The organism is Sulfurimonas sp. (genome assembly GCF_028694895.1).
Classification (GTDB): Bacteria; Campylobacterota; Campylobacteria; order Campylobacterales; family Sulfurimonadaceae; genus Sulfurimonas.
Window position 1 is genome coordinate 1 of sequence record NZ_JAQVKA010000041.1, and the last position, 14,125, is coordinate 14,125.

The 14,125-nt window shown below is 35.2% G+C and carries 11 protein-coding genes and 1 pseudogene; 3 read left to right on the forward strand and 9 right to left on the reverse strand.

The genetic code is table 11. The annotated features are described in order from the left end of the window. Positions 1–51: 51 nt before the first annotated feature. The 7 genes from metK to PHI38_RS06275 all read right to left on the reverse strand — a co-directional run bounded on the left by metK (position 52) and on the right by PHI38_RS06275 (position 5,966). A complete protein-coding gene (gene metK, locus PHI38_RS06245) occupies positions 52–1,251 on the reverse strand; it encodes a methionine adenosyltransferase (RefSeq protein WP_299853946.1) in 1,200 nt (399 codons plus the stop codon). 77 nt (positions 1,252–1,328) lie between these two features. Continuing rightward, entirely contained in the window at positions 1,329–2,891 is a 1,563-nt protein-coding gene (gene lsrK, locus PHI38_RS06250) for an autoinducer-2 kinase (RefSeq protein ID WP_299853949.1), read from the reverse strand. A 143-nt stretch (positions 2,892–3,034) separates the two neighbouring features. Beyond that, the gene (locus tag PHI38_RS06255) at positions 3,035–3,304 is read right to left on the reverse strand and encodes a Txe/YoeB family addiction module toxin (RefSeq protein ID WP_299853952.1); all 270 of its coding nucleotides are present in this window, start codon (positions 3,302–3,304) and stop codon (positions 3,035–3,037) included. Continuing rightward, complete coding sequence (locus PHI38_RS06260; RefSeq protein WP_299853954.1) at positions 3,298–3,531, reverse strand: type II toxin-antitoxin system Phd/YefM family antitoxin; 234 nt, start codon at positions 3,529–3,531, stop codon at positions 3,298–3,300. Before PHI38_RS06260 ends, PHI38_RS06255 begins: the two co-directional genes overlap by 7 nt. Before the next feature lie 161 nt (positions 3,532–3,692). Next, complete coding sequence (locus PHI38_RS06265) at positions 3,693–4,622, reverse strand: toll/interleukin-1 receptor domain-containing protein (RefSeq protein WP_299853956.1); 930 nt, start codon at positions 4,620–4,622, stop codon at positions 3,693–3,695. Positions 4,623–4,653: 31 nt separating this feature from the next. After that, positions 4,654–5,304: a hypothetical protein gene (locus tag PHI38_RS06270; RefSeq protein WP_299853959.1), complete on the reverse strand. Its 651-nt coding sequence runs from the start codon at positions 5,302–5,304 to the stop codon at positions 4,654–4,656. A gap of 371 nt (positions 5,305–5,675) precedes the next feature. Further along, positions 5,676–5,966 carry a putative quinol monooxygenase gene (locus PHI38_RS06275; RefSeq protein ID WP_299853962.1) on the reverse strand — a complete coding sequence of 97 codons (291 nt, stop codon included), beginning with the start codon at positions 5,964–5,966 and terminating at the stop codon, positions 5,676–5,678. Between the two features lie 84 nt (positions 5,967–6,050). Between PHI38_RS06275 and PHI38_RS06280 the strand changes: the two genes are divergently transcribed. The 3 genes from PHI38_RS06280 (at position 6,051) to PHI38_RS06290 (ending at position 12,300) form a co-directional block, all read left to right on the forward strand. After that, positions 6,051–8,564, forward strand: coding sequence for an HD domain-containing protein (locus PHI38_RS06280; protein ID WP_299853964.1), 2,514 nt, complete (start codon positions 6,051–6,053; stop codon positions 8,562–8,564). Between the two features lies 1 nt (position 8,565). Beyond that, on the forward strand, positions 8,566–10,380 hold the full coding sequence (glmS, locus tag PHI38_RS06285) for a glutamine--fructose-6-phosphate transaminase (isomerizing) (RefSeq protein WP_299853967.1): 1,815 nt from the start codon (positions 8,566–8,568) through the stop codon (positions 10,378–10,380). Positions 10,381–10,452: 72 nt separating this feature from the next. After that, on the forward strand, positions 10,453–12,300 hold the full coding sequence (locus tag PHI38_RS06290) for a GGDEF domain-containing protein (RefSeq protein ID WP_299853970.1): 1,848 nt from the start codon (positions 10,453–10,455) through the stop codon (positions 12,298–12,300). Between the two features lie 60 nt (positions 12,301–12,360). Here the strand turns inward: PHI38_RS06290 and PHI38_RS06295 are convergent. Next, positions 12,361–13,467: pseudogene (locus PHI38_RS06295) on the reverse strand (P-loop NTPase). A gap of 199 nt (positions 13,468–13,666) precedes the next feature. Beyond that, positions 13,667–14,125 (reverse strand): phosphomethylpyrimidine synthase ThiC (locus PHI38_RS06300; RefSeq protein WP_299853973.1); only part of this gene is annotated, 459 nt, incomplete at its 5' end.

Consider the following 14,125-nt stretch of genomic DNA (forward strand, 5'->3'; position numbering starts at 1 on the left):
CATCAAAATTGATTCGCTCCCCTTTTAATATCTTATCTCTTAGACTCATAACTATCTTAATGCCTCAAATTTTGCAAGTTCGTCTAGTTTTTCCCATGGATAATCACTCTGGCCAACCTGTCCACGAGCCGCAACATCTGCGTAAAGAAAAGTCTCTTTTGAAGGATAATCAAGAGAAAATTTACGAGTAATCCAGTTTGGAGTTAGAGGGAAGTTTTGAAGTACAAACTCTGAGAGTTTGTCATCATCAAGCCCATTTATAACTGTACCATAAGTATCAACTGCAACTGACGTTGGACGAGCCACGCCTATCGCATAAGAGATTTGAACAAGTGCTTTTTTTGCTAGACCTGCCGCAACGATATGTTTTGCGATGTAACGTGCAGCGTAGAGTCCGCTTCTATCAACTTTTGTATAATCTTTTGAACTTTGAGCTCCACCACCGATTGGTGCATACCCGCCAAAGCTGTCAACTATAAGTTTTCTTCCCGTTAGTCCTGAATCATGCAACGATGAGTGAGAGACATATTTTCCAGTTGGATTTATGTGGATAATACAGTCGTCTTTGTTGTAAAGTTCCTTAGGAAGTCCTGCATCATCAATCAAACCTTGGATAAGTGTTCGAACAGTTTTTATATCCATTGTACTTACACATGGAGCGGAGACTACAATAGTGTGAATCTTTTGTGGGTTACAGTTTTCAAAATTCTCTTTTCTACCATAGTCCATAGTAACTTGAGTCTTAATATCAACACCAAGTTTTGAAGGATTTGCTTTTGCAAAGTTATAAACTTTCTCCATCAAAACTCTTGCATAAGTTATAGCGCTTGGCATGTAGTTTTGTGTCTCTATGTCTGCATAACCAAACATAATCCCCTGATCACCTGCTCCTACTTCGCCATCTTCTTGGTCAACACCTTGATTTATATCTGGAGATTGCTCATTTAAAAGTACTTGAAGCTCTACATCTTCAGGATGTAAACACTCCTGTTTTGAAAAGTATGGATTGCCGTCATAGCCAATCTCGGCAAGCGCATCATGAACGATTTTCTTATAATCTTCTGTTGTTACTTTAGTCTTTGAGGTAACTTCGCCACCAATAATTATATGTTTTCCAGCAACAAAAACCTCTGATGCAACTCTTGATTTTGGATCTCCAATAATCAGTCTATCAACTATACTATCTGCGATAATATCCGCACACTTATCTGGATGCCCAGGACTAACTACTTCACTTGTAAACAAATACATACATTTCCTTGAATTATTATCAGCCCACAGAGATGTCTCTCTTTAGACTAGTTTGAAGAACCCCTTTTAATTTTGACCTAAAGGCCAGGTGCTCTCCACATTGAAGTCGTAATACTATCATCTACTAACTTTAATTGTACTGCATACGCTTCTTCAAATTTTATTTTTATTGTCTCATAAACTTTTTTATTTTCCATATTTGGCTCATAAACTCTATCCCAGATAACTAGCTTCTTTGCAGCGTCTGCTATATCTTTATATATACCAGCTCCAACTCCAGCAGCCATCGCTCCACCGAGCGCTGTTGCTTCTGTAACTTTGGGAATTTTTACTATACATCCAGTTACATCACAGAGTATTTGAGGCCATAAAAAGCCTTTTGAAGCTCCGCCAGCAAAGACAATAGTGTCAAGCTTTACACCCGTAAAATACATAATTTTATCAAGATTGATGGATGAGACTATAGCCGCATTTTCTTGCAAACTTCTAAACATTGAAGAGCGGTTACAAATCTCTGGGTTTATATTAAGATTTAAAAAACTCGGAGCCGCGTGGTACCACTTTCCATACTTCATGGAGTCTGAAAATATTGGTAAAATCCCATAAGAACCTACTGCAACTGAGGAAGCTTTCTCTTCCATAATAGTGTAAACATCCACGCCTCTCTTAGCAGCTTCAAGTTTTTCCATATCGCAAAAAGCATCCCTAAACCATCGCATAATCAAGCCACTAAAAAAAGTGATTCCCTCTGCTTGGGATTGAGAAGAGATTACATGTGGATTTACTCTTATGCCCATATCTTTTGGAGGAGGCGTATTTTTGTCTATATTTACAACTTGTTGCCAAAAAGAGCCACCCAAAACCGCAGCTTGTCCAACCTCAACAACACCAAGTCCAGCAGAACCAAGCTGAACATCTCCGCCGCCCATAACTACTTGTGTCTTAGTTGATAAAGTAGTTACTACAGAAGCCTCTTTGCTAACGCTTCCCATAAGAGTTCCAACCTCTAAAACTTCGCCAAATATATCATCCTTTATCCCTACTCTCTTTGCCATCTCACTAACCCAAGTACGCTCTTTTAGAGAAAATATCCCCGTAGTTCCACCATTACTAGGATCAGTCGCAATTACCCCGCAAAGTTTGTAAAGTATCCAATCCCCAATCATAGATATTTTTGCAACTCTCTCATAAATCTCAGGCCGATTATTTTTAAGCCACATGATTCGAGGAATCGCCCCAAGCGCAAAAGTCTGCCCAGAGAGTGCGTAAAACTCCTCTTCGATTCCCTTAAAATGCTCTTTTAAGTATCTAACTTCGCGAGATGCCCTAGCATCCACATTAGCAACTGCCCAAAGTTCTCTACCGTCTTTATCATAAAGCACAATTCCCTCACGCATACTAGTTGCACTAAGAGCTAAAATATCTTCGCCTTTTAAGTTTGCCTCTTCAAGAGCTTCTTTTATACACTTACATGTAAGAGTCCAGTTAGCCTCAAAATCAAAGCTCATAGAGTTAGCCACACCCTCTTCTTCTAAATGCGTCCACTCTTTTTGAGAAACACTTATCTGGTTACCCAAAGTATCAAAGATTACAGCTCTTATGCTTCCAGTTCCCGCATCTATCGCCATTAAATATTGCATAGTTTTATTACCTTTTTGTAGTTTTTCTCTTTAGTAATGTTTAATATTTATTTTACACCCTCAAGGAGTACTTAGTCAATAATTATTCCATTTTAAATTATGCAATTTTTTGGAGAGGCTTACAGGTGCTAGGATTTGTTATCTTATTCTCCATAATGTGACCACATTCTAGAAATTCTTACTACTTTATCATCTTCTCTTACCTCATAAACTAGTCTATGTTGTATATTTATTCTTCTTGAATATGAACCGTTTAAGTTTCCTACCAACTTTTCATAAGGAGGTGAATTTTGAAATGGGTCTTTTTTTATAATTTCAATAAGTTCTTTAGCTTTTTTATCTAAATTAACACTTGATAATTTTTTGGCATCTTTCAATGCCAATGTACTATAAAGTATTTTATACTCTACCATTCAATATTTTCACTAAACTCTTCATCAGATGCATTCATTGACTCTTGAATTGAAGATGCCATATTTGGTATAGAATTTAAATATAGTGTTTCTTCTATTGCATTCCAATCTTCCTCACAAAGCATTACTACATTGTTTCTTTTTCCAGTAATAAGCACCGGTTCATGAGTTTGTGCTGTTTCATCCATTATATTGTAAATATCTGCTCTAACTTGACTCACTGTCATAACTTTTGTCATATACAACCACTTTTAAGTTAATTTTATACATTGTACTCAATATCGTACGTTTTGTCAAGAGGTGTGAATTTTAAGATAACGTTTGTCGTGAGCGATAATTTTCCTGCGAGGGTAAATTATTGGTCTCCTCGTACTTGTTATGTACTTGTCTAAAATGGTACGTCATCATTCCATTTAGTTGCAACTGCTTCTCCTCCGACATTGAGTTTATCTATAGAATAATCACTGAATAGTTTATTTAAAGTATTAATAAATACTGGTGAGTTAATTAAGATTGTATTTTCAGTTGCAGACTTTTTAATGTTTTCTAGTACATCAAGTGGGATGTTTTGAACAGATTGAAGTAAAAAAACTTTCTCGCTAGCTTCACTAATATTGGTTGATTGTGTAATGGCATTAGATAATGCACTAAGTATTTTTCCACGTGTTTTTGTTGACTTTACAATTGTTTGAAATATTTCTTCAGCAACCTGTCCAATATTTTTATCATTGGCTTGAATACCTTGATATTTTCCAATAAAACCATATGGGTCAAGACCTTTTCTAACTGGAATAATTAAAACATTCTTTCCTACAGCAAATCCTACTTCCTGATCGCACCAATTACTTTCTTTAAAACCATCCATTAGTATTGCGACCATAGCATCCATAGAATGTAGTGCAGTTTCTATTTCTATTTGCCAATCTTTAGTTGGTTCAATGTCTTCATGCGCAACAAATGAAGTAATCGCATATTTTTTTAGAACTTGTTGGAGTTTTGCAGTGTTTGATTTAAAAGATGCCAAATGACTTAAGAATAACTTGAAATGTCCTGTTTTCCAAAAAGTTGCTTCTTTAGGAGCATTACTAGAGAAGCTATGGTTAAGTTCAAGTTCTTCAGCAATTGATAATATTATGTTCTCATCACTATCAGCAAGTAGTTCTTTCACATAGACCCATTTACTATTTGAACTAGGTTGAATATCTTTTGTTTTAACACCATAAGCTCCTAAATAAACGGCAATATCAGCAAAGGTCATGCGTGATTGTAATTCGCGTCCTATTCGGTCTATTAGTTCAATTCGTTCAAGTACTCGCATATTTTCCTTTTCTTTTATGCATAACGCCAAGCTAAGCGGTGCGCGTTAGCGCGTCCCTGCTTGAGCGCCTTGTTATGCGTTTTTTAAAGATGGACTTTGCCTTATCCAAGTTTACACCTTCGGATCTTATTATCTCTGATAGTATATTTTTACCATACTGCCATAGAAACTTATCTATCTGGTAGTTAGAGTATGATTCAAGACAATAACTCTCTTTGAACTTTGAGAAACATCTATAAAATTCAGAATATGACTCTGGGGAAGACAGATTGATTTTAATATTTTTTTCTTTCAGATAAGCAACCATCACAAGCCATATATAGCTATCGTAAATTGGGGTATACCTTTTACTCAGAAAGTGAACATACTTGGATGCAAGTGAAAGATTCTTTCTTTTATGGTGTTTTCCTGTTGTTTCGCTTACCCATTCGATACAGGCAATCCTATCGACTAGATTAAGGTATGCATCATCGTCCAACTCTGAATGATTTTGTTTAACCTCAGAAACTATTTTCGCAACTACTGGTTTGATATATTGAATAGCGGTCGAGTAAAGCTGATTTAATGCGGCAACTTTTATTGATACTTCATTTTTATTTTCTTCATCAGATAAAGATGAAAATAGCTTCCCAAGACTCTCATTAATCTCATTGCCACCATCAGCGTCATGCTGAGATAGCATTCGGTCAATGTTCTTTTTGTTTATTTTAATAAGTTCCATTTACTCTACCAACCACAGGTGAAATTACGCATAACTATTTATTCAAACACATTATATACACACCAACTTAAAAAAATAAAAATAACTTACATGTTAAATGTGTGTTAATTATTAAAATTTGATGAAAAATATGACAAATTTCAATATTTTTTAACTTTAGGGGAAAATATACTTATTATTCTTAAATATTTAGTGTGTGTTAAATGTCATATGGAGAAATTACATACAAAAGTGTTTGTTAATTGTTGAAAAAACTACATAACAAACATAATGTAGTTTAAATAATTAAATTAGTTGCTTTTGTGAGAATCTGCATGTTGCTCTCTTACTAATTAAACACCTAAAACCTCTAAATCATCACTATATTTATCCACACAATACTGCTCATAACTTGATTTGTAGATTTTGTAGTGTTCTGTTGTTTTATGTCCATCAAGGGCTTTCTCATCTCTCCAAGTCTCAACTGCAAAAAACTTTTCAGGTCTCTCTTTGCACTGGAAGATATCGTAAAATATACATCCATCTTCTGCTTTAGATGGTTTAACCATAGCAGTTAGAAGCTTTTTCATCATCTCTACGCCATCTTTTTTTGCAATAAATGTTACTTTTTTTGTAATTGTCATTTTTTCTCTCTTTTTTTGATTATTTTTTACTCAAAGGATTATAGCAAATTAGATTATAATAGGAAAAAAGTTAAGGGTTTTGCTTTGGATATTGTTTTAGATATTGAAAATCTCATAGAGCAAAATGGTAGTGATTTTGAACTCTCTAAACTTTTTAAAATATATATAAATGAGTACAAAAACTCTTTGCCTGAGCTTTTTAAAAAGAGTCAAGGGAAAGACTTTTTGGTTCGTCATACAAAACAACTCGACTCCATCATCTCTTTGATGTACAAAACAATCCTAAGACGTATATTTGGCAACTATCTTCCTATGAGAAGCTCTATCCCCATAGCTATTGTAGCTCTTGGAAGTTATGGCAGAGAGCAATTGTGTGTTCATAGCGATATAGATTTGCTTATAGTTTATGAGAAGATTGATGGGTTTGATAGCGAGCTCATAATAGAGAAATTTTTCTATCTTGCACTTGATGCTGGGCTAAAACTAGGCCATAGAGTTCATGAGGTAAATGACCTTTTTCTTGCAAGTAAAGAGGAGATTACCATACGAACGGCGCTTATGGAGGCAAGGTTTATAACTGGCTCCACTCTAACGTGGCATAGCACAACACAGGCCCTAACCAAGATACGTCTTTATAATCAAAGAGAGTACATACTAGCAAAAATAAGCGAGTCTGAGCTTAGATACAAAAAATATCCACAATCAATGCAACCAAACATTAAAGAGAGCGCTGGAGGACTTAGAGACTCAAACCTTCTTTTTTGGATAGCACAAACTATCTATGGTGTTAAGACCTTAAAAGATTTATCTGGAACACTTTTTTTAGATGAGGCGTATAAAGAATACAGAATTGCGCTAGAGTTACTCTTTCGTGTTAGAAGTGCACTTCATCTCATAACTAAAAAACATGAAGATAGACTTTTACTCGAATTTGTACCTGAAGTGAGTGCTATGCTTGGGTTTAAAAATCATACAAAAATGGTAAGTAAAGTTCTTGAAGCTCAGTGGCGTATTAGCAACTTTACACAGATTTTTGTAAAGAAAATGACAAGAGAGTTTATAGTCGATATGTCACAATTTACAAAGATTAAAAACGGGCGAATATGTAGAGGGATTTATCTCTTAGATGATGTACTATACGCCTCTTACAATATCCCAATTTTACCGCTAAGCAGGCTGCTTGAAATCTTAGTTATGCTTGAAGATAAGCCTTATAAGTTTGACACTGGATTTTTACATCAACTCACATACGCAAAACCAGAACATCCGCTTAAAACAAAAACATACACACATTTAAAAGAACTTTTTAGAAAAAAACATATGCATCTGTTTTTAAAACTCTTTTATGATGCAGGAGTTCTTCATCATCTATTTCACCCTTTTAAAAAGGTGCTTCATCTACCACAGTTTGATGGCTATCATCACTATCCTGTAGATATCCACTCTATAAAATCAGTTGAGGCACTAGAGAATATCAAAGATATTTTTATCAAAAATCTTTACGACTCTTTTAATGAAAACGAGAGATTACTTTTAAAAATTGCTACACTTTTTCACGACAGCGGCAAAGGCCGAGGCAAAGATCACAGCGAGATTGGCGCAAAACTTGTAGCACCTTTTGCAAAGAAGATGAAACTAAGAGATGAAGATATCCAAAGGTGTGTAACTCTTGTAAGACATCATGTAACTATGAGCAACATAGCTTTTAAAGAAAATATCTACAATGAAAAAACACTCTATAAGTTTATGTCAAATATAGAAGATGCAAAAAATCTAAAACTTCTCTATGTTTTAACCTACGCTGATATCAACGGTGTTGGATATGGTGTTTTCAACTCATTTAACTCAAACCTTCTTTATGAACTCTATATAAACACACTAGAGGCTGCTGAGAATTTTGGAAGAATAAATGATGCAGCAAAGAGGATAAATATAGAAAAACGCTTAGCAAAGCTTCCAGAATTTCTTAAACTCTCTAAAGTTTTAAGAAACAAACTCTTACATGTTGAATCAGAGCTTTTCTTCTTTAAACACTCGCCACTTGATGTTATCAAAATCGCAACTATTGCAAAAGAGACGCGAAGATATAACTACTTAATCAATACAGAAAAATCTCTAAGCATCGAAATATATAGAAAAATACCACTAAACATAGGCTATCTTCTTGCAATGCTTAGCCACCTTGATGTAGCCTCTATGGAGATTTTTACACTTTTTGATAATGTCAAATATTTTAAGATAGAGTTTATAGAACATGTAGATGAAGATGAAGTGCTTCATATAGAAGATATCATAAACAACGCTTTTGATATGAGCAGGCACGTTAGACTAAAAAATGTAAAGATTTATCCCAAAGAGATACAAGTTGATTGTGAACACTCGCTCACTCACGCCGAGATTACAGTCAACACACAAAACCAAAAGGGGCTTTTAGCCTATATAATGGAGCGTTTTGAGGAGTTAAGCATAAACATCGTTACTGCAAAGATTCACAGTACAAAGCATAAGGTAAGAGATAGCTTCTTAATCGAGAAACAAAACGATATATGTAATAATGTCGAAAAAATATATAAACTACTGATAACTAAAGGCAAGTAACATGTGCGGAATCGTTGGATATTTAGGCAAAAAAGAGACTAAAGAGATTTTATTGGATGGGCTTAAAGAGCTTGAGTATCGTGGATATGACTCTGCAGGAATCGCTGTTTTAGAAAATGGAAACTTCTCAAACTACAAAGCAGTAGGCAAGCTTATCAACCTTGAAGAAAAAACAAAAAACTTTAAAACAGATGGTTTTGCTATCGGAATTGGTCATACAAGATGGGCAACTCATGGAAAACCAACAGAGCTAAACGCTCACCCGCATTTAGGCGAGAGCTCTTATGTAGTTCATAACGGTATCATAGAAAACTACGCAGAGTTAAAAAAAGAGCTACAAAACAGTGGTGTTACATTTTTAAGCCAGACAGATACTGAAGTAATCGTTCATCAGTTTGAAAAAAATCTAAAAAAATGCAAAAACAGTTTTGAAGCCTTCTCTAAAACCATAAAAGAGCTACATGGTGCTTACGCTATCTTACTTGTAACAAAATCCAATCCAGACACAATCTTTTTTGCAAAACATGGCTCACCTATGCTCGTTGGTATAAACAATGAAGAAGAGAAGTATTTTGCCTCTTCTGATACTCCTCTTATTGGGCATTGTAAAAGCGTTGCCTATTTTGAAGATGGGGATTATGGATATGTAACTCCAGATGAAATAGCTATTTTTAACGCTCAAGATATAAAAAAAGAGCCTAAATTTTCTGCTCTTTCACAAAATAAACTTCTTGCTCAAAAAGATGGCTTTAGATTTTTTATGGAAAAAGAGATTTATGAGCAAAGCGTTGTTATCTCAGATACTCTGATGGGAAGACTAAGAGAAGATGAAGTTACATTTGATGAGCTTGACCCTACTCTCTTTGATGGTATAAATGAGATAAAGCTTTGCGCATGTGGGACTTCTTATCACTCGGCAATGACAGCTTCTTATCTCTTTGAGCGTTACTCAAAGATAAAAACTACATTAGAGATTGCTAGTGAGTTTAGATATAGAAACCCGATTATGACAAAAGATACTCTCTTTGTAGTAGTCTCTCAAAGTGGCGAAACCGCCGATACACTTGAGACTCTAAAGATGGCAAAGGCAGCAGGACTTAAAACATTAGTAATCTGTAATGTTGACAACTCATCTATGGTGAGAGTTGCCGATGCTGCAATCCTTACTCGCGCTGGAATTGAAAAAGGAGTAGCTTCAACCAAAGCATTTGCAACTCAAGTTGTAGTTTTTTGGATGCTCTCTTTACATGTAGCAAAACTTAAAAATTCACTTAGTAAAGCAGAGATAGCTTCACATATCTCAACGCTTAGAGAAATTCCATCACATGTAAAAGTAAGTGATGATATGCATGAGCGCATCAAAAGATTATCTAAGCGATATCTTCATGGACATGGGTTTTTCTTTATAGGTAGAGATATATTTTATCCTTTGGCATTAGAGGGTGCTTTGAAACTAAAAGAGATCTCATATCTTCATGCAGAGGGTTACCCAGCTGGAGAGATGAAACATGGTCCTATTGCCCTAGCTGACCCAGAACTCTTTACCATAGCATTACTGCCAAAACATCTTCACTATGAAAAATCAAAAAGCAATGTTGAAGAGTTAAGTGCAAGGGATTCTACAATCTGTGCGATTAGCCAGATTCCATTTGATAAAGCTGATGATTTTATAGAAATCACCCCATGTCATCATTATATGCTTGAGTTTTTTGAGATGATGGTTGTTGTTCAACTTCTCTCTCTTGAGATCTCCATAAGATTAGGAAACGATGTGGATATGCCACGAAATCTGGCAAAAAGTGTTACTGTAGAATAATTATTTCTTATTAAACCTAAATTTAATAATTACTTTGATACTATTAAAAAATTTTAAACAAAGTGATTTCAGATGGCAACAAAATCTAGACTTCTAGTAATAGTAACCTTTATGCTTCTTGCATTAACTGCTGCAACAATCGTCAATATTTCTCTAAACTTTAGAGATTACAGCATCAATAGTGCTGTAGAGAAGTCACAAATGGCCGCAAATATCGTAAAAGATGGCTTAACAGCACATATGGTTAACGGTATGATGGATAAGAGACAATACTTCTTAGACAAAATAGAAACAAGTAACAATATAAAATCTCTCTGGATTGCAAGAGGAGAAAAAGTTACTGCCCAATACGGAGAAGGACTCTCATCTGAAAAAATGAGAGATGCCATTGATGAAGAGGTTTTAAAAACTGGTCAGAGTGTTCAAAAAATAACTGAAGACGCATCAAATACCGTACTTAGAGTAACTATTCCCTATAAAGCTTCAACTCCAGCCGATAGCACAGACTGTATCTCGTGTCATAATGTAGAGAGAGGCGATACGCTAGGAATCATCAGTATGGAGTTTGATATAAGCGATATGAGAAGTAGCGGGATGATAACAATTTTAAAAATATTAGGAATCAACCTACTCTTTATTGTTGTAGTTTTATTTCTTATCAACTATTTTGTTACACCATATATGAATCTTTTTTCTAACCTTCAAAACGGAATAAGAAAAGCATATCGTGGAGATTTTTCACATCAATTTGCCTCAAAAGTAGGTGGAGATGCTAAATATGTCGTTGAGCATATGAATTCACTCTTTAGAAAAATGCAAGAGACTTTTGGAGATATAAAAAACAATCTAGCTACTTTTATACCTCAAGGAAGTGTGTCTCAAAGTGATCCACTACATGAAGCAAAAACCATCATAAGCGAGTTATCTGATATCTATAAATTTAAAAAGACTATCGAGCTTGATGCGTCAAAGGATGAAGTATATACTAGAATAATTGACATACTTAGACTAAAGTACAATGTAGGCCATTTTGCTTTTTATGAAGTTAACAATGTCACATCAGAGAGAAAACTGATATATAGTACAGAAGAAGAAAATATCTGCTTCGAAAAAACTAATAAAAATGCAATGGAGTGCAGAGCACATAGAACAGGTACGGTTACCATTTCAACAGAATTTCCAAATCTTTGTCGTGCATGTGTTAGTCAAGACATTGACTATGTTTGTATCCCTTTTACTATCAATCACGATATATCTTTAACTGTCTCTATGACCTCTGATAATAGAGATGAAGTTGAACTTATGAAGAAAAATATCTCAAGCATAAGACACTACCTTGAAGCTGCAAAACCAGTTATTGAGAGTCAAATATTGATGGAGAGATTAAGAGACACTTCTCTTCGTGATGGAATGACAGGACTTTATAATAGAAGATTCTTAGAAGAGGTCATTGATAAAATCATGAGCCAAGCCAATAGAAATAAAGATACTTATGCAGTGCTCATGCTAGATATTGACTTCTTTAAGATGGTAAATGATACATATGGGCATGATATGGGCGATAAAGTTATTTTAGCTCTCTCAAAAGTATTGAAAACTTCTATTCGTGAATCTGATTTAGCTATCCGTTATGGTGGAGAAGAGTTCCTTGTTCTACTCAGCAATGCAACAGATGATGGAGTTATGCAAGTTTCAAATAAAATTCACTCTGAGTTTGCTGCCCTTTCATTTGATGTTGGAACTTCTGAGCCACTCAAAAAGACTCTAAGTATCGGTATAGCTAAGTTTCCAACAGATGGTGACACTATTTGGAAATGTATAAAATATGCTGATACAGCTTTATATGAGGCAAAAAATACAGGAAGAAATAAGATAGTAGAGTTTGAGAAAGCTATGTTTAAAAGTGGGGATGATTTTTAATCTAAGGTATTAGATATTAGCAATGCAAGTTAAACTGCATTGCTTTTGTTTTGTAGTAGCTTACTGGCTACAAGCAGAAACGCCTGGAGGAGTTGTTGGCTGAACGCTCTCATTACTAGCTCCACCTTTAGCATTAACCTCTTCGATAGTTGCCCATACAGAAGCAGCTGCTGCCATATAACGCTTTGCAGTCTCACTTGTTGGGTTTACAAAAGTGATAGGCTTTCCTTCGTCTCCACCAGTTCTAATACTAGGCTCGATAGGAATCTCTGCGATTATTTTTGTATCAAACTCTTTAGCCATAGGGCCAGATGTCCCTTTTCCAAAGATATCATACTCTACGCCAGTATCTGGAGCAATAAATCCACTCATATTTTCAACTATTCCAGCTATTGGAATGTTTAGTTTTTTAAACATATCTAGTGAACGGCGAGAGTCATCAAGAGATACAGTTTGTGGAGTTGTAACAGTAATTCCAGCAGTAACCGGTACGCTTTGAGCTAGTGTTAGTTGTGCATCACCAGTTCCTGGAGGCATATCTATAACTAAAACATCCAGATCACTCCAAAGAATATCTCTTAAGAACTGCTCAATCGCTTTCATAATCATAGCACCACGCCACATAAGTGATTGGCCAGGCTCCATAAGTGAACCCATAGACATAACTTAAACACCGTAAGCTTTCATAGGAAGAACTTTGTTTCCAGTAACTTCAGGCTTTTGATCTTCAATACCCATCATACGAGGGATATTTGGACCATAAATATCAGCATCAAGAAGTCCTACTTTTTTACCTTGAGCAGCAAGAGCGATAGCTATGTTTACAGATGTAGTTGACTTTCCAACACCACCTTTACCAGAACTTACCATTAAAAAGTTTTTAATATGTGGAGCAATGTTTTTATTTTTTGGTTTTTGAGCCTCTGGCATTTTTGGAGCTTTAATATTTACTACAACATTACCAGCACCAACTGCTTTTAACTCTTTTGTTGCATCATCTGTGATTTGTTGAGCAACTTCTGGCGCACTTGATGTTATATCTACATTAAAACTAACATCTTTGCCATTTATTTCTATACTATTAACAAAACCAAAAGTTACGATATCCTTAGTAAAACCTGGATATAAAACTTTTGATAGTGCTGAATTTACAATATCTTTAGTCATTCTTATCTATTTCCTTTATAAAATTTATTTTTGTAACTCTACCATAATTAAATAAGACAAAAATTATCCTATATCAATTAATTCTCTTTCTTAAGCTCCTAAAGCTTCTCGTTGCTATTATCACTCACTTTTTTTGAACAAAATCCAACAAAAGTTTAGACACTAAAGCTTTGGCATTTTATGCCAAGAGAGAAGCCCTTTAGGCTCCAAGAGCTTCACGCTCTTTAACCTCTCTAGCGATTTGTTCAATTGCTTCAGGATTATCCATGATACTTTGAGTTATCTTGTATGAACAAAATTTAGGTCCACACATTGAACAAAATTCAGCCTCTTTAAATACATCTTGAGGAAGTGTTTCATCATGATATTCTCTTGCTCTCTCACTATCAAGCGCTAATTCAAACTGTCTGTTCCAGTCAAAGCTGTATCTTGCATCACTCATCTCATCATCTATATCTCTAGCACCTTTACGGCCTCTTGCGATATCAGCCGCGTGAGCTGCAATTTTATAAGCGATAATTCCCTCGCGAACATCATTCGCATTTGGAAGTCCCAAGTGCTCTTTTGGTGTTACATAACAGAGCATACTAGCTCCATGCCATCCACCAACAGCAGCCCCAATAGCTGAACTTATATGATCATATCCAGCTGCAATATC